Source organism: Flavobacterium sp. 38-13, from assembly GCF_001899155.1.
Classification (GTDB): Bacteria; Bacteroidota; Bacteroidia; order Flavobacteriales; family Flavobacteriaceae; genus Flavobacterium; species Flavobacterium lindanitolerans.
This window is the reverse complement of sequence record NZ_MKVG01000016.1, coordinates 129919-153392: the sequence shown is the minus strand read 5'-3', so window position 1 is coordinate 153392 and position 23474 is coordinate 129919. Positions and strand designations below refer to the sequence as shown.

Below are 23474 nucleotides of genomic sequence, written 5' to 3'. Positions count from 1 at the left end.
AGACTTAATCTTTCGTTCGAAGTAAAAATATAAGCATTGATAATCGTTACAAATATATAATTTTTTTATACCCGAAATTAAAAATGGAATATTTAACAATCGGCAAAAGAGGAAAAATATATTTTTATTTATTTGATATTCAGTGTTTTGAGTGCAACTACAACGATGGCGTAGATTCTCGTAATACGAGGTGAGTTTCTATAACTTCCGTTCTGTAATGTTCATCTTCTTCCTGTTCTGATTCTAATCTTTCAATAAGCATCTTGGCCGCTTTGCCACCCATTTTTATTCCATTCTGGCTTACTGTAGTAATGCTTGGCGAGGAATATTTGGAAATAATGCCATCTGTGAATCCGATAACCGAAATATCTTCCGGAACTTTAAGGTTTATTTTCTTTGCGGCTTTAATGGCCGTTACGGCAAATAATTCGTTTACGGCAAAAACAGCATCGATTTCATTATTATTAATGAGTTCTTCAATTTGATGTTCGCAGATATCAATATCTTCTATTTTCAATATGAGTTTTGGGTCAACAGGGATATTGTTTGTTTTAAGTGCTTTGATGTATCCGTCTGTACGAAGCTTTCCAACGCTGACATAATCAACGGTAGTAATCAGCGCAATTTTTTTGAATCCTTTGTCGATTAAATCCTGAACCGCTTCATAGGCGGCCAGATTATCGTCAATAATAACCTTATCGCATAAAATATCGTTTGTCACACGGTCAAACATAACCACAGGCATTCCCTGATTGATAACCTCGGTAATATGGTGGAAATCTTTTTTGTGCTGGGTTTCTTTGGAAAGCGACATGATAAAACCGTCAATACTTCCGTTGGCAAGCATTTCCATGTTGATTACTTCCTTGTCAAAAGATTCGTCAGATAACGTTACGATAACATTATAGCCGTGTTCATTAGCCACATGTTCAATACCGCTAATGACTGTGGCAAAAAAGTGGTGTACAATTTCAGGAATAATGACGCCGATTGTCTTGGTTTTTTTATTTTTTAAACTTAGGGCAATCAGGTTGGGTTTGTAGTTGTATAATTTGGCAAAAGCCTGCACTTTTTGGCGGGTGTCTTCACTAATTTCAGGACTGTCTCTTAACGATTTTGAAACAGTTGAAATCGATACGTCTAATTCTTTGGCAATTTGCTTTAGCGTGACTTTTTTTCGCATAGTATTTAATGTCAGGTAAATATTTCTGAATAAAGATAAATTTAATTTTTATTAATAGCGATTTTCGGGTAAAAAATCTGAGTATTTGCTAAAGTTTTCAACACGCAAACGTTTTCGGTTGGTGCTTTTACGAAAACGATTTTTTTGTCTAAAATATTTACATAGATTTAACATTCGAAGTAAAAATATAAGGTAAACAAACTCATTTTTAACCTAAACAAAATGTATGAAAACAATTTACAAAAAGTTGTTGCTTTTATTACTGATGCTTCCGTTTAGTGTGCTGGCACAGAACACGTTAAATGGAAATGTCAGAGATGAGGTTTCAGGATTGCCCTTGCCGGGAGTCAGTGTGACTGTCCAGGGCAGTACCAATGGAGCCACAACCGATTTTGATGGAAACTTTTCGCTTTCCGGAGTAAAATCGGGGGACGTAATTACGTTCTCTTTTTTGGGCTATAAACCTACCACTATCACTTATTCTTCACAAAATACTATTAGTGTTATTTTACAGGAAGATGCTTCGCAATTGGATGAGGTTGTTGTAGTAGGATATGGTTCTGTTAAAAAGAAGGATGCTACCGGAGCCGTAGAGGTAATTTCTCAAAAAGATTTTAACCGTGGCTTAAATGCAACTGCAGAAAACCTGTTAAATGGTAGAGTAGCAGGTTTGAATATTACAACCAGCGGAGCGCCGGGTTCGGGGTCTACAATCAGAATTCGTGGAGGCTCTTCTTTGAACGCCAAAAATGATCCGTTAATTGTAATTGACGGTCTTCCTTTAGATAATGAAGCAAGTGGAGGTTCTACAAGCGTATTGGCTTCTATAAACCCGAATGACATCGAGTCTTTCTCTATTTTGAAAGATGCTTCTGCTACGGCAATCTACGGTTCCAGAGCTTCGAATGGTGTCATCATCATTACAACTAAAAAAGGAAGCCAGGGCGATATGCAGGTTAGTTTCAATTCTGTCACTACCGTAAATACATTGGCTAAAAAAGTAGACGTATTGTCTGCCGACCAATTCAGAGCATTAGTAAACCAGGTAGGTTCGCCAACACAAATAGGATTGCTTGGAAATGCAAAAACAGATTGGCAGGATGAAATTTTCCAGACCAGTATGTCTGTAGATAATAACCTATCTATCAGAGGAAACTTATTTGGGGTTATGCCAGCCAGATTGTCTGTTGGTTATACTCAAATTCCAGGTTTATTAAAAACAGGAGAATTTAAAAGGACTACAACTTCATTGGCGTTAAACCCATCATTCTTTGATGACCATTTGAAAATTAACCTGAATGCCAATATTTCATGGCAGGACAACCGTTTTGCAGATGAAGGAGCTATTGGTAATGCTTTAAGCTTTGACCCTACACAATCGGTTTATGATCCATCTTCTTATTTTGGAGGTTATTTCGAATGGCTTGAGCCAGACGGAGACAGAGTAGTTACCGGAGCACAACAGAACCCGGTATCGCTGCTAAATCAAAGAAGAAACATTACAGACAACCGTAAAATGTATGGTAATTTCCAGGTTGACTATAAACTGCATTTCTTTGAAGACATCAGAGCGGTTGTGAATGTTGGTTTTGATAAACAGGACGGTAACGGGACTAACACATTGGCGCCGTTTAGCCCTGCCGGTTTCCAAACAGGAAGCTACAGTGGCGGAACGTACCAGAATTATGGTGCCTATAGCTATTTTAATGAAAATAAAGAAAACAAATTGTTAGATGCTTACCTTGTATATTCAAAAGAAATTGGAAAATTCAATTTGGATGTAACAGGAGGTTATTCGTACCAAAACTTCAAATGGGTAGGTTTCTCAACAGGAAACGTTTATGATCCAAATGCGCAACCAGACGTATTTACAAGACCTACAGTAAACTTACAGTCCTATTTTGGAAGAATGAATTTAGGATTTGATGATAAGTATTTATTGACTTTAAACTACAGAAGAGACGGTACTTCCCGATTCTCTAAAGAAAACAGATGGGGTAACTTCCCAGGAGCTGCTTTTGCATGGAAAATATCACAAGAAGGCTTTATGAAAAATGTGAGATTTGTTTCTGATCTTAAATTAAGATTAGGATGGGGTATCACAGGACAACAGGATATTAATGACGGTTTCGCTTATATCGAAAGATATACTACAGGAACAACTCAGGCACAATACCAATTTGGAAACGTTTTTGTTCCGGTAGGAAGACCTGAAGGTTATAACAAAGGACTGAAATGGGAAGAAACCGAAACCAGAAACATTGGTATTGATTATGGCTTTTTCGACAACAGATTAAGAGGATCTTTGGATTTATATGAGAAAAAATCATCTGATTTGTTAGCGATTGTTCCTTTTCCTGACGGAGCCAACCTGGCCAACCAGGGATTCAGAAACTACGGGAACTTTACTTCTAAAGGTGTCGAATTCAGCGTAAGCTATGACATTTTCCGTGGAGAAGGATTTAACTGGACTACAACATTCAATGCAACATACAACAATCAGGAAATTACAGACATCCCGTCTGATAACCCTGTAGGTGATATTGACGGTGGTGGTGGAAACAAAATCCAAATCAACTCTGTTGGATACAGCCCTAATGCCTTTTACGTATATGAACAAGTATATGATGCAAACGGAAAACCGGTTGAAGGTGTATATGTTGACAGAAACCAGGATGGTGTTATTTCAACAGCCGACCAATACAGATACAAAAAACCAAATGCAGATTACACTTTTGGTATGATGAACAATATGAGCTATAAGCAATTTGACCTTTCATTTGCATGGAGAGCCAGCTTAGGTAACTATATGTATAATAACGTTGCTTCAAACAAAGGTGTGTTGCAGGCAGGTGTTCGTTATAATGACGTAATCAGCAACATTAATTCCGATTATTTGAACTCAGGTTTCCAATTGGAAGGAAACAACAGACTTTTCTCTGATTATTATATTCAGGATGCATCATGGTTCAAATTAGATAACATCACGTTAGGATATACCATCCAAAATCCTTTTGCTACAAAGAAATCCAAATTCAGAGTCTATGGAGCCGTTCAGAACGTATTTACAATTACGGACTATGACGGAGTAGATCCTGAAATTTATGGCGGTATTGATAAGACTATCTATCCAAGACCAAGAATGTTCATGCTAGGATTTAATATAGATTTTTAAAAAAATATGAAAATGAAAAAAATGTTAGACATACTAGGGAAGAAAGCGCTGCTATTGCTTGTCATTATGGCAATAGGCGTTTCCTGTACGGACGATTTAGATGTAATGCCACAGGATGATGATGACTTTACAGCTGAAAAATTCTACGAAAACCCTCAAGCTTACAGAATGTTTTTGGCAAAACTTTACCTTGGATTGGCAAAAGCCGGAAATGGGGAAGGTGATGGAGGTGAAGATTTGCAAGGAATCAGAAATGACTTCAGTCCTTATTTGAGAGCATTCTATACGTTGCAACAGTTACCAACGGATGAGTCGGTAATAGCGTGGCAGGATGGTAATTTGCCATCAATGAACTCTCATACATGGACAAGCAACAACGAGTTCATTTATGTAATGTATTCCAGAACCTTTTACCAAATCAGTTTGGCAAATGAGTTTCTGAGACAATCGACTCCGGATAAAGTAGGTAGCAGAAATGTTGATCCGGCTATCCTGAACGATATGAAATCGTACAGAGCAGAAGCCAGATTTTTAAGAGCATTGTCACTCTACCATGCAATGGATTTGTTTGGACGTGTGCCTATTGTTACAGAAAATGATCCTGTTGGATTCTTTTATCCGCAACAGAGAGAGAAAATCGATGTTTTCAATTACATAAAAGATGAATTGATTGCTATTGATGCTGATTTGAAAGAGTCAAGAACGAATGAATACGGAAGAGTTGACAAGATTGCTGCAAAAATGCTTTTGTCAAAACTGTATTTGAATGCTGAGGTATACATAGGGCAACCTAAATATGCGGAAGCTGCTGATGCATTACAGGCAGTTTTAAACTCAACTTACCAGATTGCCAACGTTCCTTACAAATATTTGTTTATGGCAGATAACGATGTGAATGGAGCGCAAAATGAATTTATTTTCCCGGTACGTTTTGATGGTCAATACACAACCAGTGGAGGAACCAATTATTTAGTTCACGCTTCTATTTTGAGTTCAATGAACGCGAGCGACTTTGGAGTTGATGGTGGTTGGAAAGGACTAAGAGCAAGAAGAGAATTTGTAAATAAATTTGCCGATGTAACAGGAGCCTCAGATAACAGAGCGATGTTCCATACAACAGGACAGACTTTGGATATTGCCAGTATTGCTGACGAAACGCAAGGATATGCAGTAACTAAATGGACTAACAAAAGATCCGATGGTTCTAACGGTTCAAATCCAACAGGAGCATTTGTCGATACAGACTTCCCGTTATTCCGTTTGGCTGATGCTTATCTGATGTATGCTGAATTGGCAGTCAGAGGTCAAGGTTCACTTTCACAAGCAGTAACTTATGTAAACGCTTTAAGAACCAGAGCGAATGCAGGTACTATATCTCAGGGAGATCTTAACCTGGATTTTATCCTGGCAGAAAGATCCAGAGAATTATATTGGGAATGCCACAGACGCCAGGATTTGATTCGCTTTGGAAAATTCACAGGCGGTTCTTACCTATGGCAATGGAAAGGCAACTCTGCTAACGGAGCACCAATTTCAGATCATTTGAAATTGTTCCCGATTCCGGACAGAGCAAAAGCTGCCAACCCAACTTTACAACAAAATACAGGATATTAATAAAAGTAAAAATCATATAGATATGAAAAATATAGCAAAATCATTAATTGCATTATTCGCAGTCCTGGCTGTTTCATGTAGCTCGGACGATGTTGAAGACAGACCGGTAATAACGGCTAAAGATGCACCGGTTTTAGTAGCCCCTGAAGGAGCAAATACCTATACGCTTCTTTTAGAAAACGCAGCAAATCAAGCAGAACGCTTTGTATGGACTTCTGCTAATTTTGACCAAAATGTCGCAATCAATTATGAACTTCAATTAGATGCTGTGGGCAATGAATTTGCAACTCCGCGTTCTTTAGGTTCTGTAATTGGAGCCAACCAATTGTCTGTTTCTGTTGAAACTTTGAATGGAGCTGTTCTGGGTGCAGGTGGGGAGGCTTTTGTTACCGGAAACTATGAAGTAAGAGTAAAGGCAAGTGTTAATGGTACTTTCGAACCGCTTTACAGTAATGTGGCTACAATATCAGTAACACCTTATGTGGCGCTTGATCCGGTTTTATATCTTGTAGGAGCACCTCAGGCTTATTACGGATTAAACCAATGGGATAATACAACTGCAATGCCATTGCGTTATATTGGTAATGGGACAACTAAAATTTTCGAAGGTTATGTAAAAGTAGCCGCAGGCGAAGGATTTAAGTTTATTGGAGAGCAAGGAACCTGGGATAACGGGAACTACGGTGTAATTGGTGGAGTTCAGGACGGGAATCTTAAAAATGCAGGAGATAGTGGTGATATCAAAGTGGCAGAAAATGATGGAAACGGACTTTACTACATCTGGGTTGATATTGACAACTTAAAATACAAATCAGTTAAGATGAACTGGGGTATTATAGGTTCTGCTACTGCAGGTGGTTGGGACAATGAAACAGCCATGACTTATAATTTTGCAGCAAATAAATTTACAATTTCTGCATCGTTGGCTGCTGGAGAAATGAAATTCAGAGCGGCAAACGCTGGGAATTTTATCGCTAGTAATGCCTGGAAATTCAATGTAGGAAACAGTGATCCAAAAGTGGTTTACAATCCAGATGCTCCAAACTTTGCTATTGGTGGAGGTACAGCAAACCTGGAACTGACTGTTAATTTTGACGGAACAGCAGTAGTAGGAGGCTTATAAAAAAAGACAAAAGGGCTGCCTGGTTTCAGGCGGCCTTTTTTAAATAATACAATATGAAAAAAATTACCCTATTATTTTTATTGATTGCTTCTTATGCCTGGTCGCAACAACAAACCGTAACCTATTCGGTAACGCCGGCGACTTTTGAAGAGAACCAGTCAATTACACTAACTTTCAACGGAAGCAGTATTAATGAAGCGACCTGGGGAGTTGCAGGCAATGCCCTTTATATTTGGGCATGGTCTTTCGATTTGAATGACCAAAACAATGCCGACTGCCCAACTAATGGCGATTGGGGGAACTCTAACGAAGCCAACCGCCTGACCTATAATTCTGCCAATGATACCTATTCGATAAGTTTTGTTCCAACTGCTTTTTATAATAGGACAGGAATAGGAAGAATAGGTTTTCTTATTAAGGCTAAGAATGGAAATGGAGATAAAAAATCTCAGGACATATTGCTTAGGGTTGGCACTTTTCAGGTGAACCTGACAGCACCTGCTCAAAACAGCAGCACCATGCTTGCTTCGGGTTCTAACTTTACGATAACAGCAAACAATACCGGTGGGAATGCCAGTTATGTTTTAAAATCAAATGGTTCAACCATCAACACGAATGCCAGCACTGCAACCTATTCTTATACCCACACAGGAATTACTTCAAACCAGAATTATTCGCTTGAAGTGACTCAGGGAGCAACTACAATTACAAAAAACTTTGCAGTGGTTATAAATCCGGGTGTTATTAGCGCAGCCATGCCGGCCGGAATGGGTGATGGAATCAATTACAACCCGTCAGATCCAACTAAGGCAACATTGGTGTTAAATGTACCTAATAAAGATTTTGTATATGTAGCAGGAAGCTTTAACAACTGGCAGCCTACGGGAGCCTATGCAATGAAAAAAGACCCGGCTACAGGGAAATTTTGGTTAGAACTGTCAGGATTGACTTCCGGAACAGCTTATACCTACCAATATTGGGTTTGCGACCAGACCAATCTTCCGGCTAATTCGCCTGCCTTGGTTAAAACAGCAGATCCGTTCTCCACATTGGTTTTAAGTCCGTATGACGATCCGGAAATTGCTTCATTGGGTGTTTATCCTAACTTGCCAACTTATCCGGCTGGCCAGGAAAGGGAAGTTACAGTACTTCAAACCGGACCCAACGCATTTTACAATTACAATTGGAGTGCAGCGACAACTAACTTTGTAAAACCAAGCAAAAAGGACCTTGTAATTTATGAAGTCCTGGTAAGAGATTTCGATGCGAACAGAACCTACCAGAATCTGATTGACCGTATAGATTATTTTAAAAACCTTAAAATAAATGCAATCCAGCTTATGCCGGTTATGGAATTTGAAGGCAATGAAAGCTGGGGCTACAATACCGTCTACCATTTGGCTTTAGACAAAAGATATGGCACAGAGGCAAAGCTGAAAGAATTTATCGACCTGTGCCACCAAAATGGTATTGCCGTTATTTTTGACATTGCATTAAACCACGTTTACGGTCGTTCGCCATTGGAAAGAATGTGGATGACAGATACTGATAACGACGGTTGGGCAAATGGTGTTACTACAGAAAACCCGTATTGCAATCAAAATGCAATGCACTCTTACAGTGTAGGGAGAGACCTTAATCATTTCAACGAACCGAATAACCTTACGGGTTATTATGTACAAAGAACCATACAGCGTTGGATGAACGATTTTAAAATCGATGGTTTCCGTTGGGATTTAACCAAAGGATTTACGCAAAATTGTCCTTACACAGGAAGTAGTTCTGCCCAGGAGAGTTGTACTAATAATTATCAGGCAGATCGTGTTGCCAAGCTAAAATATTATGCCGATATGCAATGGGCCATAGACCCTAATTTCTATGTGATTTTTGAACATTTAGGTGCAGGCGGTTCGTATAACGAAGAAGTAGAATGGGCAAATTACAGAAAAACAGGTGATGCTGACGGAATTTCTAAAGGTATCATGCAGTGGAGAAAAATGACAGACGCCTATGCAAACTTCTTAAAAGGGAACAGTGCCAATTTAGCAGGAGTTGCTGATGCGACAGACCGATTTATTGGTTATGCAGAAAGCCATGACGAAGAAAGAGTAATCTATAAGGCACTTACTGAATCTGGTCAGACTAATGGCAATCTTCCAAAAGCTTTGGCAAGAATGTCGGCTATGGGAGCGTTGCATTTATTGGTTCCCGGTCCAAAGATGATTTATCATTTTGGAGATTTGGGTTACAACAGTTCTATTTTTACCTGTAACAACGGAACTGTCAATACACCCAATGATGCTACTTCCGGTGACTGTAAGTTAGATACAAAACCACAACCACAATGGGCAAACAATTGGCTTGGAGATGTAGCCAGAAAAAAAATATATGACGATTGGGCCAAGATGATTGAATTCAAAAAACGTGAAAATGTTTTTGAAAACGGAACTCACGCCTGGAATTTTTCGCAAACCGGAAGACCAAGGCTCGATATCTGGACAAGCACATCACAAACGGCAGAATTGAGTTATGTTTTTGTGTTGACCAATGCTACCAATACGGTTTACAACGCTACAGCAGGTTTTCCATATACAGGAACCTGGTATAATTTGATGGACGGTACGCCAATCACCGTTACAGATGCAAACATGACTATTCCTATTGAAGTTGACGGTTTCAGGGTTTTTGGAAACAAGCAGGCGTTATTGGAAAGAAACGACTTCAATACAACGGCTATAGCCTTATATCCAAATCCGTCCAAAGGAATTTTCAATATCAGCAAGGATACCAAACAAGTCTCCATCTATTCAATTACCGGACAGCTGGTAAAAGAATTCAAAGGAGAATTTAGCAACGAACACCAATATTCAGTAGAAAATCTGAATCAGGGAATGTACATCGTTAAAGTGATAGATTCAGAAGATAAAGAAGCTACACTGAAATTGATGAAACAATAGTTTTTTGAGTTAGTTTTAAAATTAGATTTTTAAAAATGCCTTTTCGAGAAATTGAAAAGGCATTTTTGTTTGAAACAGGAAAATTCTTGTTAGGAAATAAAGTTTCATCCCATTATTTTTGCACTATGAAAACGTCGCTAAAAAAAATAGGGATTAAAGTCCTCAAAATTACAGGAGTAACCATCGCAAGCATCTTGTTGTTGATGTTTCTTTTGCCAATGCTTTTTCCGGGAAGGATTGCAGAACAGGTAAAAGCTTTTGCCAATAAAAAGCTGGATGGCGAATTGAGCTTTTCAGAATCCAACCTGTCTTTCTTTAAACACTTCCCATCTCTGACGGTAACCCTGGACGATTTCGCATTGAAAGGCTCGGCACCTTATAAAAACGATACGCTGGTAGCGGCAAAAGACGTTTCGTTTGGAATCAATCTTAAAAATCTGATTTTTGACGGTAACATAAATATTGATGAAATCTACGTTTCCAAAGGGCTTATCAATGTCAAGGTAAATGAAAAAGGACAGGCCAATTACAACGTATATATTTCAGACAAAGAAGAAACTTCAAAAGATACGACAGGAACCTCAATTCGCCTTGAAAGAATTGATATCAGGAATGTAGCGCTGAAATATGAGGATATTTCGGCAAAAGTAAATCTCCAGGCTCGGGGATTTAATTATCTGGGTAAAGGTAATCTCGACAAATCAATTTTTGACCTGTACACCGAAGCAAAAATCGAATCACTGGATTTCACTTTTGATGGTGAAAAATACCTCGAAAACAAAAAGATTGATGCCGACCTTATTACCAAAATCAATACCAACTCGCTGTCTTTTGTTTTTCAGCAAAACGACCTGAAAATTAATAAGCTTCCTATAAGTTTTATCGGGAAAATGAACTTCCTGAAAGACGGCTATGATATTGATATAAAAATTGAATCCCAAGACAGTAGGCTAAATGACCTTTTCACGGCATTGCCTCCTAAATATGTTACCTGGTTGGAAAAAACAAAAGTAAAAGGAAGAACAGACCTTTTGCTTACTTTCAAAGGAAATTACAATGCATCGCTCAACCGCAAACCTGATTTGGCATTTGGAATGAACATCAGGGAAGGAAATATTTCCTATAAAGATGCTCCGTTTGAAACCTCAAATATTTCCCTGAAGTTTTACACCAAACTACCTTCGTTAGAAACAGAACAACTGGAGGTAAAACTCGACACATTGCATTTTAATGTTGGAAACGATTATCTGAGTGCTAAAATAAATTCTAAAGGCCTTAAAAATATTGACCTGACAGCCAAAGTAAAATCAAAGTTGGATGTAGGCAAAGCCATTGGCGCTATGGGAATAAGCAATCTGGAACTGAAAGGTGTGCTTTTGGCAGATATCAATTCAAAAGGACAATACAATAGTGAGAAAAGGCTGTTCCCGATTACCGATGGAAAAATTAACCTTCAGAACGGTTTGCTGAAAACAGAATATTACCCGAACCCGATTACCGATATCAAGTTTGTTGCCGCAGTCAAAAATACAACCGGCCAATACAAAGACCTTAAAATTGACGTGGCCCCGGCTTCTTTCGTATTTGAACAAAATCCGGTTTATGTAAAAGCGCTACTGTCCAATTTTGACGATGTGAATTATGATGTCGTGGCAAAAGGAACGCTTGATATTGCAAAAATATATAAGGTTTTCAGGCAAAAAGGTCTTGATATTACCGGATATGCAAAAGCAGACCTGTCACTAAAAGGAAAACAGAGCTATGCAACAACCGGACAATACAGTAAACTAAACAATAAAGGCAGTTTATTGCTGCGTGATATAAAGACAACTTCAGAATTATTTCCGAAACCATTTTTTATCAGAGAAGGGCTCTTTACCTTCCATCAGGACAAGATGAATTTTGACAAATTCAGCGCTAACTATGGGAAATCTGATTTTGCAATGAAAGGCCGACTTGAAAACGTCATCAATTTTGTTTTTGAGAAAAATGCCACACTCAAAGGAAACTTTGAAGTAAATTCCGGATTGGTGGTTGCCGATGAGTTTATGGCTCAGGAACCGGTTGCTGAAAAAGGAAAAGGAGTTGAGAAAAAAACGGTTCAGGATACTAAAACAGCAGCAGCTTCGGGAGTAATTCTCCTGCCTGAAAACTTGAAAGTATCGCTGTTGGCGAATGTGAAAAAACTGGAATACGACGGACTCATTCTGGACAATGTTACCGGAAGTACATCTTTGGACAGGGGCAAGCTCCTTTTCCAGAAAATCGGATTTGGAATTATTGGATGCCGTGTTGGTATTAATGGTTTTTACGATGATATTACTGCTAAAAAGGCAAATTTCGATATCCACTTCGTAGCTAAAAATTTCAACGTTAAAAAAGCCTATAACGAAATTGAAATGTTTAGAAATTTGGCTACGGCGGCAGAAAAAGCAGAAGGAATCATTTCTTTGGATTATACCGTAAAAGGCCAGTTAAATGAAGAAATGAAACCGGTTTATCCTTCATTGGAAGGAAAGGGAGTGGTGTCATTGAGCAAAGTAAAAGTCAACGGACTGAAACTGTTTAACCAGCTAAGCAGTAAAACTGACTTTGAAAGCATTGACAATCCGGATTTGAGTCAGGTAGACATCAAATCAAGGATTAAAAACAATATTATTACAATAGAGCAGACTAAAATGAAAGTGGCACTTTTCAGACTGCGCCTGCAAGGAGAAACAAGCTTTGACGGAAAGCTGAATCTCAGAATACGTGTAGGATTGCCACCATTCGGATTAATCGGTATTCCTGTCGTGGTTGCCGGAACACAAGACAATCCTAAAATCAAAGTATTCAGCAAAACAGGCGAAGCAATAGAAGAAACCAAGCCGGAAGGTCAATAAGACAAGATTCAAAATAATTATTGAGTCTGCATCAAATAACTTTGCGCCTTAGCGCCTTTGCGAGAAATAGTTGCTCGCAAAGGCGCTAAGGCGCAATCAATATATCAAAAATAGAACTTATAAAAGCGTCTTTTTCAATCCTTCACCTATATTCCTCCAAAAGAAATTATAGAATGATTTTTCCGGGATTCTCTCAACTTCGACTTCTGTTTCCATAACCTTTTCATCAGAATCGTTTTTTACGAACAGATTACCCACGGCAGAAAGAAATTTGTTCTTTTTCTTCGGATTCTTTTTCTGGTAAAGAGTCACTTTTATATCGTCATATTTAATGGCAAAATCTCCTTTGGATTTTACGTCGTTCCCTGAAAAATTAAAATATACCTCATTAAGCATTCCTTCAACAGATGCGTTCATGTAAGGCTTCGTAAAAGGTTTTAGCCGGTTTGCAGGAAATTGGAATATGCTTCCTTTGATGTTGAAACCGTCAGATACATCCATTACGTTAAATCGCCAGTTTACCTTCATAGGCGAAACATTCATAAATCTGCAATTGACAGTAATTTTTACATCAGGCAGTTTTTTATGCCCATAACCGCTATTAATATCGGTTACAAACATGTTGAACTTGTTGAAAGAAAGCAATCCTGCTCCTTTTTCAAAGGTCTTTTCCTCTTCATATTCCAGCGTAGATTCGCGAATGGCAAGCGTATCCACATGAAGCGGGAATTTAATATCGCGTAGCAACTTGTTATACAAATGTTTTTTTGAAAGATCATCAGGCGGCATTTTCGGGCGATAGATATTGGCAAAAACCTTTTCCAAAAAAACATTCGTAGAATTGAAATAAAAAACACTGTCTTTAAATCCCCAGTTCATGTTATTTATTTTTATTTCCTGGGCATTGATAGTATAAATGTCTTTTTCTTTGGGAATCCTTCTCACAAATTCACCGCGGTCATATTCCGGAATCATACGGAAATCGGCTATTTTTAAGTCAGATTTGTCAGTATGTATTTTTTTAGCTGTCAGATGGTAAAACTCGTTGGCACGATAATAAATACTATCACAGTCAATTTCAAAGTTTTTATAAGTAAAAGGAATTTTCTCTTTTAATGTGGTGTCGTCCAGCAGAATGCCGTCAAGCTGCATCGATAAATTATGCACAATCAGTGACGCCTTATTATCGGTCGTGGAAATAATCTGTAGACTGGAATTTAAAAGATAGATGTCAGATACGGAAATCGTATTTTTAAAAGGAGCGACCACCTTATCCCGAATACTGTTCGGATCATTTAAAGCCCGGTCATTATCTTTAAAAAGGATAATTTCAGGCTTGTTGATGACAATCTTTTTGGCAACAATCCTTTTGCTGAACAAAATAGACCAGGCACTGATTCCTTCTATTTTTATACTTTGGATGGTAGTATAGATTCCTGCCTTAACATCTGTTTTCTTTAAGGATGATTTTGGAACAACGGTAATTTCTTTGGCAATAGCATTTCCATCAAACAGAGCAACCTCAAGAGTTTTGTAAGTAATCTGATAGGGCGAATTGTTGTTCTCGTTGATAATGACAGGTAGCTGTTTGCGTATCCAATAGTTCAGGCCAATATTCAAAATCAAGGCCAGTACTATAAGAATCCCGATTCCAATCAATGTCTTTTTCCACCAAACCATAAAGTTTTCTTTTTGTTCCGCACTTAAATATAAAAATAAAAAAGCGGGTTCAGAAACCCCAAAGGATTTATTATAAGAAAATTATGATTTTTTTAAAAGATTTTTTTAAAGCTTATAAATGTATTAACTGCTTACATAAAATTATACAATCTTTTCAAGAAAGAGAGTATCTCTACTTATGGAGAAAAGTCTAAGGAGTATGTGTTGCGAGGACATTTTTTTGTTAAATGAGGAAAACCGTTAGGAATTTATTACGGAGGTAATTATGTTTGACATTAATAGTGTTTTTGTAGATAATTTCGATATTATATCATTAGACTTTGTCTTTATTTTTATCAAAAAAATATTATATTTAGCATAGTAAGGTTTTTTTGTTAAATTTGACCGGTTAAGATATTCTTAACGATACCTTTTTTTAATTGGTAACATTTTAACAAACTATTGTTTACCTTTGTACATTATATATTGGGACACTTAAAAAATAAGTCTGAAATGAATCTCGATGCGGCTAAAATCCTCATTGATGATTATAATTATTTTGCACCTAGTGTGCATTGCTCTTATTATGGATGTTTTCAATTTATTAAATCTAAATTAAACACCATTGGGCATACATACAAAGAAATTGATGAGGCAATCGCAAGTTCTTATCCGCCTTTAAAGTTACATGCACACACTTATCCAATAAAACTCATGGACAATGCCTTAAATAAGGTGAATGACAATGGTTTTACTGCAAGGGAGTTTAGAAGTAAAATAAAAGAGCTGAAAGCATTTAGAACAATATCAGATTATCATAATGAAATTGTTGATTCTGATAAAAGCAAAGCTGCGTTGAAATTGAGCCAAGATGTTATCTCTTTAATAAAAAAGAAATTATAATGAAATCAATAGATTTTTTAACTCAAAAATTAACCGAATTGTATGTTTTACATCCTTATTTGGAAATAAAATATGAATTTAGGAATTATATTGATACGCATATAATCGAAGTTAGGCCACTATACGATTTTGAAAATGACGTTGAATTTATTAAAAAACAAATAGAATTAGAATATTTGTTTGAAGATAAATTCCCTGGTGAAGAAATAGTTTTTTTGTCGGAAAGTAAGCTTATTTCTATTGAAAATCCAATTATTTCATTAGGAGGAATCCAAGCAATATCGTGCATGAAAGTAGTTGGTTCAGAAGCTGTTGTATCCTCTCCTCAAACATCCTATGAAGAAGTCATTAAGTATTTTGCTTCAAATTTAGAATCAAATTACAACGATTATTTACAGTATTCTAATTTTAAGATACTTATAGATAATGAATTAGAGGTGTTTTCTGCTTTAAAAACAAGTAGATTAAATGTTAAAAAAGAAAAACCGATAAGTTGGTATAACATGTTAGATTTCTTAGACTTAAAAAAGGATAAGGACAAAAAAGAAGAAACAAAAAAAGACTCTGAATTATTATCAGAGTCTTTTTTTTTATTATTATTGCAATATGGTAAAAGAGGAAGCAGCAATTGCATTTAAATTTGTAAAATATAGAATTTCTGATTTTATATATCATGAAACCAAAAAGGAAAAAAGTGAATATGATATTTCCTTTTTTCCAAAGGGAGAGTATGACGAATCTTCAGGATTATATATCCTTAATTTAGCTTTCAGAGCACATGATAAAGAGAATGCAGAACATTTGGCTATTCAGGTAGAAGGCATTGCAGAATATCAATTTGATAAGAATTATAAACTGGAAGAAATTCCATCGCATTTTTTTCTAAGTGCTGTTCCAATTTTTTTTCCTTACTTAAGAGCATTTATAAGTACATTAACCTTACAAACAAATTCAACTCCCATCATACTTGGATTAATGAATTTTACAAAAATGGCTGAACCTTTGAAGAAAAATACTGTAAAAAAATAATAATTTATATTATCGTTTTTTTGGTTTTTAGATTCCAGCTTTCAGCACAAAAGCCTTTAAACATAGAGTTTTTTGTGTAAAATTAAGGAAAGATACTACACTGGTTTATAATTTATAAACCAGTTGTAGTATAAATATATTTTCCGTAAACTCATTCTTCGTCTTAAAAGACTGGTTCTTATCATCTTTATTGGTAAAAAGCAGATTATTGGCTTTTCCGGAACTAAAATGCACAGCCACAGAAAGTTGTTTTGAAATAGCATATTGCACTTCTGCCAAATAACCTATTTGTAAGGCCTCAGCCTTGAATGTCTGTGTTTCATCCAAGGTTCGGGGAAAGCTTCCGGATGAGCCCAAAAACTGCGATTTATAATTGCTGGTGCTAACAAATCCGCCTATTGAAGGCATAAACTTATTTATTTTATAATACAATTGAACGGGGATTTGCAACTGAAAATGTTTGCTTTCAAGCGACTGGAATAATTTGGGTTCGTTGTTTTTTGTAAAATAATAACCATTGAGTTCACTATCTTTTTTAGAGGCATTAAACGAGAACGGACTTGTCCAATAAAAGGCATCTATCCCGATTCCTACGGAGAAATCAGAATTGAATAATTCCTTTCGTGTCCAGATTCCCAAGCCAAATCCAATAGGGGTGGGAGCGTCGACTTTTCTAAACAGACTATTGCTGGCCAGACCAAGATGTAATTTTCCGCCAAAAAACCAACTTTGTTTTCTGTCTTTTTCAATCCTTTTTTTGTCGGTAATAAGAACAAGAGTATCCACAGGAACCTGGAACTTTTTTCCGTTCTGAGACAGTTCTAATTTGTCTTTTTTATTATTTTCAGAAGTAAAGATTGCCTTATCTATTTTGATAATAGGCTTTTCAATAAAAACGGTATCGTACACGATAACTTCCTCATAAACATAAATAGTATCTACCTTTTTTTCTTGAGAAAAGACAAATGTATAAATGAATAAAAAAGGGATTAAGATTTTATTCTGAAACATAAATGGTGTCTTTTTTTACGATTTGCCTTTTGATGATCACTACTTTCTGAGACTCGTTTTTCACAGAATCTTTTGGAATGACACTATTTGCTTCTTCTTTGATTTTTTGCTGTTCTTTCTTTGAAACAGCTATTTTTTCCTGGGCAAAAAGAGTTTTTATATTCTTTGACTCTATAGCAGGATCTGCGCTTTTTGTAGTGTCTTCAATGTTTACAACTAATTGGTCTTTTGGGGTATTGTTAGCAGAATCAAAATCCAATTTAGGTAGTTCTTTTTGTGGAATATCTTTTACGTCAAAATTGTAGGTATAAAAAGCGATTCCTAATACACATAAAAAACAGATACCTATAACTATGATTTTAGATGTAGGATTTGCTTTTGTCAAACCGATAAATTGGATAGAAAATGTTGTTTTGTTTGAACCAGGCTCAAAATCCTTTAATGGCTTTATTTCAAAATCCTGAAATGGTTTTTTGTAGAAATTAGCGAACATCTGATTTCCAAAACCTAAAAAAATCAAGAAGGCAATGCGGCGTTTCTTCTTTTCATCAACTGATTTTTCTTTTATTCTTTCCAATAGGAAAAGCTGAACTGCTTTTCGGGCTCTTGATAAATGTGATTTTGAAGTACCTATAGATATATGGAGTATCTTACTGATTTCACTATGTGAAAACTGGTCAATAACATACATGTTAAAAACGGATTTATGATGTTCCGGTAAGTGGTCAATAGCTTCTAATATATCGTCTCTTTCTAAATCGGCAGACAGGAGCATACTCTTGGCGTCAATTTCTATAGCATTCATGACGGTAGTTGAATCAACAATTTCATAATCTTGGTTCGTTGAAAAGTTTACTTTTTTTACCTCTTTCAAATGATGGATGGCCATATTTATAACAATCCGGCTTAACCAGCCTTGTAAGGCATTTTTATCTTTTAAGGTGTCTTCTTTTTGGATTGCTACTATAAAGGAATCCTGGATGATATCCTCGGCTGTAGCAGTATCTTTTATATATCTGCGACAAATCCCCAAGAGTTTTGGGGATGTCTTTGTGTAAATTTCATGCCAGTTAATGCTATTCATAATTTAGTTTTGAACTACAAAAAGCGATAAAAATGTGCCTTCAGAATCGGGTATTTGTGCTGCCTCAACCCCGTTTATCGTCAGGTGGCTAATGTATCCGGGCGCAACACCTTCCTGAATAATTTTGTAAGTATTATTATTTAAAATCTTAAAATCCATAATTCCGCCCAGCTGAGGTTGCCCCGCATCAAACATAGCCCCATTTTTATAGATGCTGGCTACATCTGTAAGATACAGGTTATTATTGTCAAAAAGCATAGAGGTAACTGTAGCTACGGTTGGAAAAGAGGTTTCTGAACCGGTAGTTATGTTTTTATAATAACCACCATTATTTGCCGTTCCATAAGTATATACTTCGTTATTGTTTACAGCCAGGCCATTAAGTGTAGAAAATGGAATCTCGTTAAAAACAGTGTTTACATAATAGCCATTAATACTCGAATCGCGATTATTAGTGCCGGTTATATAAACAGTATTGTTTACGACTTTTATTTTTGAATAGTTCTGAACATAACCGCCATAATTGTGTACTGTGGTCTTAATGCCGTTTTTCCAATAAACAAGACTGTAATCTTCAAAAGTTATGACCCTTCTTTTCGTATAACCCACAAAATAAACATCATTGCCAACCACTTCAAAATCAGTAACAGTCACAACTTCATCATCTGCAGAGCTAAGGCTTGTTTTTAAATTAGTCAAAACGCCATTTTTCCAGAACATAGGGAATGTTTCCGTAGTTGTAGTTCCAACACCAATTCCAAGAACATATACATCGTTATTTACCACCATAATCTTGTTGGCAGTAGGAGCATTTATTCCGCCGGAATTCAATAACACAAGCTGGTTGTTTTTCCAGTAACAAGCCTGGCTGTTTTTCTGGCCGGCAACATAAACATCAACAGAGTTATTAGTTGGCACATTTGACGAATCCACAACCGAATCCTCACTACAGGAAATTTGCAACAACCCGGTAAATAGAATCAGAGAAAGTAAAATCTTTTTCATAAGTAAAATAAATTGGAGTTAATATACTTTAATTTTATGATAAGAGTGAAAAAAGTAAAAGGGTTGCAGTAAAAAAGTAAAATAAATAAAAAAAATAAAATTTTTGCTTGCGATGCGATTGCTTCTAGTCAAAGGTTACTAATGAGCAAAGGCTTTGAGAGGTTAAGTCTGCGTATTTTGCAGATAATAGAAAAGAGTTATTAAAAGTGAATTTTGAGTCTCTTTATCTATATATTTCTAGATAATCAAAGATTAAAAATAAAAGATAGTAGAGAATTATAGCAATAAAAAAAGCCTAAACAAATTGATGTTTAGGCTTTCTGTGGTACCTCCAGGAATCGAACCAGGGACACATGGATTTTCAGTCCATTGCTCTACCAACTGAGCTAAGGTACCGTTGCTAATGCGGGTGCAAATATAGAACGATTTTTAATTTATCCAAAACAATTTTAAAAAAAAATCAATTCGTAACTTCGCAAAAACAAACAAAAGGATATGCTTTTAGCAATTGATGTTGGCAATACTCGAATTAAAGGTGCTGTCTTTGAGAATGATAGTCTTTTGGGGCATTTTGTTTTTCTCAAAAAAGATTTTAAAAAAAATATTGAAAAAATTTTAAAAGATTTTCCAAAAACAGCCTTTTTGGTTGTTGCTTCGGTTGGAAGTCTGGACAAAAATGATTTTTTGGACTTTGGAGAAAAGCTGAAAGTTCATTTTATATCCCATGAAGATAGTTTCCCGTTTGTTAATTTATACGAAACCCCAAAAACGCTTGGCATGGACAGAATGGTCCTGGCTGCCGGAGCGGTACTGCAATTTCCAAAGCAAAACAGGCTGGTGATTGATGCCGGAACCTGCATCACTTATGATTTTGTAGATGAAAATGACAACTACCTTGGCGGAGCGATTTCTCCTGGCTTGCGCTTGCGCTATGAAGCGTTGCATAATTTTACGGCCAGGCTTCCGTTATTAGAGTTGGACAGCCCTAAAAGTATCATTGGAAATTCGACCAGCCAATCCATACATTCCGGGGTTGTGAATGGAGCCGTTAATGAAATAGACGGTTTTATAAATGACTATAAACAGCATTATTCAAAATTTACGATAATTTTAACGGGCGGTGACGGAGATTTTTTGGCTAAACGATTAAAAAATACCATATTTGCCAATTCAAATTTCCTTTTGGAGAGCTTGAGCCATTTATTTCAATACAAAATCAAAAATGATTAAAAAAATTATAGTAAGCCTGGGTTTACTTTTTTCATTAGCGTCTGTAGCACAAGAAGGATCGGCGTCGCCTTATTCGTTTTATGGGATTGGAGATGCACGATTTAAGGGTACAACCGAAAACAGGTCGATGGGAGGCTTAAGTATCCTGCCAGACAGTATCCACATGAATTTGCAGAACCCGGCAACATTTGCGTCTTTGAAATTGACAAGCTTTACTGCCGGAGGAAGCTTTAGCGTTAGCAATCTGAAAACAAGAGAAGCTACAGCAAAAGCCCAAAGAACCACAATTGATTATCTGGCTGTTGCATTTCCGGCAGGGAAATTAGGGGTAGGATTTGGTTTGATGCCTTACACTTCTGTTGGATATAAAATAAACTCATTTTCTGATGTTGAAGGAGTTCCTGACAGGTCATACAGCGGAAAAGGTGGAATGAATAAAGTATTTCTTGGGGCAGGATATCAGATAACATCCAAGTTAAGCCTGGGTGCGGATTTTAGCTATAACTTTGGAAGTATTGAAACCAAAAGCCTTCTTTCACAGGATGTGCAATATGGTACAAGAGAAATGAATGTGTCTGACCTGAGCGGTGTTTCTTTTAATACCGGATTGGTATTTACAACAAAAATTAAAAAATTGGACTTTGTTTCCAGTGTGACGTATAGTCCTCAGGCCAATCTGAAATCAGAAAATGAAAGAAAGATTGCTACGTTGGTAGGAAGCAGCCAATCTGAAATTGTGGTAGAAGAAAAGGAAATTGAAGTGGCCGATTCTGATTTGAAATTGCCAAGCAAATTTGCTTTTGGACTCGGGTTAGGAAAAAAAGGAGAATGGTTTGTTGGAGCTGAAGTAACACTTCAGGAAAGCAGCAAATTTGGGAACAGGTACAATGACATTACCAATGTTAGCTATGAAAATGCCACAAGATACAGCTTGGGAGGTTATTTTGTTCCGGATTATGATTCTTTCACCAGCTACTGGAATAGGGTTACCTACAGAGCCGGTTTTAAATACGAAAATACAGGATTGGTTGTAGGTGATACTTCAATCAAGGACTATGGAATGACAATGGGATTAGGATTGCCAGTAGGCGGAACAATCTCAAACCTGAATATTGGCTTTGAATACGGAAGAAAAGGAACGACCCACGCAGGTCTTGTCAAAGAAACCTACGCCAATATATTTTTAAGCTTATCTTTAAATGATAGATGGTTTGTAAAAAGAAAGTATGAATAAAAAAAACTTGTTTGGTAGCAGATTGGCAGTATTGATTTTTGCCGTTCTGGGTTTTAATTTTGCAGCAAAAGCACAAAATCCGGAATGTAAGGACAAACTTATTGCATTTGAAGAATTTATTCGGGAAAATAGCTATGACCAGACAATTTACAACCGCTGGAAGGAATTAAAACAACAGTGTCCTACAGAAAGTGAAACCATCTACCTCTTAGGTGAAAAAATATTGAGTCAGAAAGTTGACCAGGCCAATACGGCTGAAGAAAAAAGTCCGTTGATTACGGAACTTTTAAATTTGTATGACGAACACGACAAAGTTTTCCCGAATAATAAAAGAGGAAACAGAATTAATAAAGCACTTCTGCTTTATGAGAACAAATCCGGTGACTCGCGTGAGGTTTTTACTTTTCTGGACAAGGCTTTCCAATTAGACAATACCGAATTTACCAATCCGGAGGTTCTGAATATTTATTCGGAATTGCTCGTGTCTCAATACGGGAAAAAAGAAATTGAGCTTACATCAGACCAGCTTTTGGCAAAACTGGACCAGATAGCTGAAAAAGTGCAGGTTGAATTAAAAAAATCAAATCAGATTAAAGACAACCTGACGTTAAAGTCGCAAACGGCAAAATTAACGGCAGAAGAACAAAACAGCCTGCAGCAATCGAAATTAAGTATCAGTGAATTGACGATTGTGGCTGAAAATGTAAATGCTGGAATAGATAAGCAGGCCAATTGCGAAGTATTGCTTTCATTCTACCAGAAAAATTTTCATAAAAATTCTGAAAATGCATTGTGGTTGGAGAGAGTTTCTGACAGGTTGGATGCTAAAAAATGTAAATCGGATTTCTTTGTAAAGGTTACCGAAAAACTTTATGCGTTAAGTCCTACCGCAAAATCAGCCTATGCTATGGGTATGATTGCCAGAAATGCCAGAAACACACCACAAACAATTGAATACTTTACCAGGTCGGCAGAATTACAGACAGATGTCAACAAAAAAGCAGAGCTTTACTATCTGATAGCAACTACTTATGGCTATCCTGAAAAGGAAAAAGCCAGAGAATTTGCAAAAAAGGCATTGGAAATAAAACCAAACTTTGGAAAATCCTATATTTTTATTTCCCAGCTTTACAGCTACAGTACCAGAGACTGCGAAAGCAATAATGCTTTTGAAAGTAAGGCACTGTTCTGGCTGGCGGCAGAAACAGCAAAAAAAGCAGGAACAGTTGACCCGTCAATGAAAAAGACTGCTGATCAGCTTGCAGCCGATTTTACCAAGAAAGCACCATCCAAACAGGAAATTTCTCAGGCTAAAAGAAAAGCAGGAGAGCAGATTTCATTCAAATGTTGGATTGGCGAATCAGTAAGCATTCCAAAATTATAAT

General features: G+C 36.7%; 16 protein-coding genes and 1 tRNA gene. 11 read left to right on the top strand and 6 right to left on the bottom strand.

The features are described from left to right. Positions 1-157 precede the first annotated feature (157 nt). The gene (locus BGO88_RS11180; RefSeq protein WP_056072130.1) at positions 158-1183 is read right to left on the bottom strand and encodes a LacI family DNA-binding transcriptional regulator; all 1026 of its coding nucleotides are present in this window, start codon (positions 1181-1183) and stop codon (positions 158-160) included. Between the two features lie 226 nt (positions 1184-1409). On the opposite strand from BGO88_RS11180, the gene BGO88_RS11175 reads away from it, so the two are divergent. The 5 genes from BGO88_RS11175 (at position 1410) to BGO88_RS11155 (ending at position 12934) form a co-directional block, all read left to right on the top strand. Beyond that, positions 1410-4358 carry a SusC/RagA family TonB-linked outer membrane protein gene (locus tag BGO88_RS11175; protein ID WP_056072132.1) on the top strand — a complete coding sequence of 983 codons (2949 nt, stop codon included), beginning with the start codon at positions 1410-1412 and terminating at the stop codon, positions 4356-4358. Positions 4359-4370: 12 nt separating this feature from the next. Beyond that, complete coding sequence (locus BGO88_RS11170) at positions 4371-5972, top strand: RagB/SusD family nutrient uptake outer membrane protein (RefSeq protein WP_056072537.1); 1602 nt, start codon at positions 4371-4373, stop codon at positions 5970-5972. 22 nt (positions 5973-5994) lie between these two features. Further along, positions 5995-7095 carry a SusE domain-containing protein gene (locus BGO88_RS11165; protein ID WP_286706929.1) on the top strand — a complete coding sequence of 367 codons (1101 nt, stop codon included), beginning with the start codon at positions 5995-5997 and terminating at the stop codon, positions 7093-7095. Between the two features lie 53 nt (positions 7096-7148). Continuing rightward, complete coding sequence (locus BGO88_RS11160; protein ID WP_286706928.1) at positions 7149-10052, top strand: alpha-amylase family glycosyl hydrolase; 2904 nt, start codon at positions 7149-7151, stop codon at positions 10050-10052. A 125-nt stretch (positions 10053-10177) separates the two neighbouring features. Further along, positions 10178-12934 carry an AsmA-like C-terminal region-containing protein gene (locus BGO88_RS11155; protein WP_286706927.1) on the top strand — a complete coding sequence of 919 codons (2757 nt, stop codon included), beginning with the start codon at positions 10178-10180 and terminating at the stop codon, positions 12932-12934. A 117-nt stretch (positions 12935-13051) separates the two neighbouring features. Here the strand turns inward: BGO88_RS11155 and BGO88_RS11150 are convergent, their stop codons facing one another. Then, entirely contained in the window at positions 13052-14614 is a 1563-nt protein-coding gene (locus BGO88_RS11150; protein ID WP_286706926.1) for an AsmA family protein, read from the bottom strand. Positions 14615-15106: 492 nt separating this feature from the next. Between BGO88_RS11150 and BGO88_RS11145 the strand changes: the two genes are divergently transcribed. The 3 genes from BGO88_RS11145 to BGO88_RS11135 are packed head-to-tail and all read left to right on the top strand — an operon-like array spanning position 15107 to position 16525. Further along, the gene (locus tag BGO88_RS11145; RefSeq protein WP_286706925.1) at positions 15107-15496 is read left to right on the top strand and encodes a hypothetical protein; all 390 of its coding nucleotides are present in this window, start codon (positions 15107-15109) and stop codon (positions 15494-15496) included. Further along, positions 15496-16134 carry a hypothetical protein gene (locus BGO88_RS11140; RefSeq protein ID WP_286706924.1) on the top strand — a complete coding sequence of 213 codons (639 nt, stop codon included), beginning with the start codon at positions 15496-15498 and terminating at the stop codon, positions 16132-16134. Before BGO88_RS11145 ends, BGO88_RS11140 begins: the two co-directional genes overlap by 1 nt. Then, complete coding sequence (locus BGO88_RS11135; protein WP_286706923.1) at positions 16103-16525, top strand: hypothetical protein; 423 nt, start codon at positions 16103-16105, stop codon at positions 16523-16525. Before BGO88_RS11140 ends, BGO88_RS11135 begins: the two co-directional genes overlap by 32 nt. 105 nt (positions 16526-16630) lie before the next feature. Here the strand turns inward: BGO88_RS11135 and BGO88_RS11130 are convergent, their stop codons facing one another. The 4 genes from BGO88_RS11130 to BGO88_RS11115 form a co-directional block, all read right to left on the bottom strand. Further along, positions 16631-17536, bottom strand: a complete 906-nt coding sequence (locus BGO88_RS11130; RefSeq protein ID WP_286706922.1) for a hypothetical protein — start codon at positions 17534-17536, stop codon at positions 16631-16633. Next, the gene (locus BGO88_RS11125; RefSeq protein ID WP_286706921.1) at positions 17523-18620 is read right to left on the bottom strand and encodes an RNA polymerase sigma factor; all 1098 of its coding nucleotides are present in this window, start codon (positions 18618-18620) and stop codon (positions 17523-17525) included. Before BGO88_RS11125 ends, BGO88_RS11130 begins: the two co-directional genes overlap by 14 nt. A 3-nt stretch (positions 18621-18623) precedes the next feature. Further along, positions 18624-19625, bottom strand: a complete 1002-nt coding sequence (locus BGO88_RS11120) for a hypothetical protein (protein ID WP_286706920.1) — start codon at positions 19623-19625, stop codon at positions 18624-18626. Positions 19626-19948: 323 nt separating this feature from the next. Continuing rightward, positions 19949-20021 (bottom strand) — tRNA-Phe (locus BGO88_RS11115). Between the two features lie 99 nt (positions 20022-20120). Here BGO88_RS11115 and BGO88_RS11110 point away from each other — a divergent pair. From BGO88_RS11110 to BGO88_RS11100, 3 genes are read left to right on the top strand one after another with little or no spacing between them, the layout of a single operon-like run. Further along, positions 20121-20855 carry a type III pantothenate kinase gene (locus BGO88_RS11110; RefSeq protein WP_286706919.1) on the top strand — a complete coding sequence of 245 codons (735 nt, stop codon included), beginning with the start codon at positions 20121-20123 and terminating at the stop codon, positions 20853-20855. After that, entirely contained in the window at positions 20848-22089 is a 1242-nt protein-coding gene (gene bamG, locus BGO88_RS11105; protein WP_056072166.1) for a BamG family beta-barrel-assembly machinery protein, read from the top strand. Before BGO88_RS11110 ends, bamG begins: the two co-directional genes overlap by 8 nt. Continuing rightward, positions 22082-23473 (top strand): hypothetical protein, encoded by a 1392-nt coding sequence (locus BGO88_RS11100; RefSeq protein WP_286706918.1) that lies wholly within the window; start codon positions 22082-22084, stop codon positions 23471-23473. Before bamG ends, BGO88_RS11100 begins: the two co-directional genes overlap by 8 nt. Position 23474: the final 1 nt, after the last annotated feature.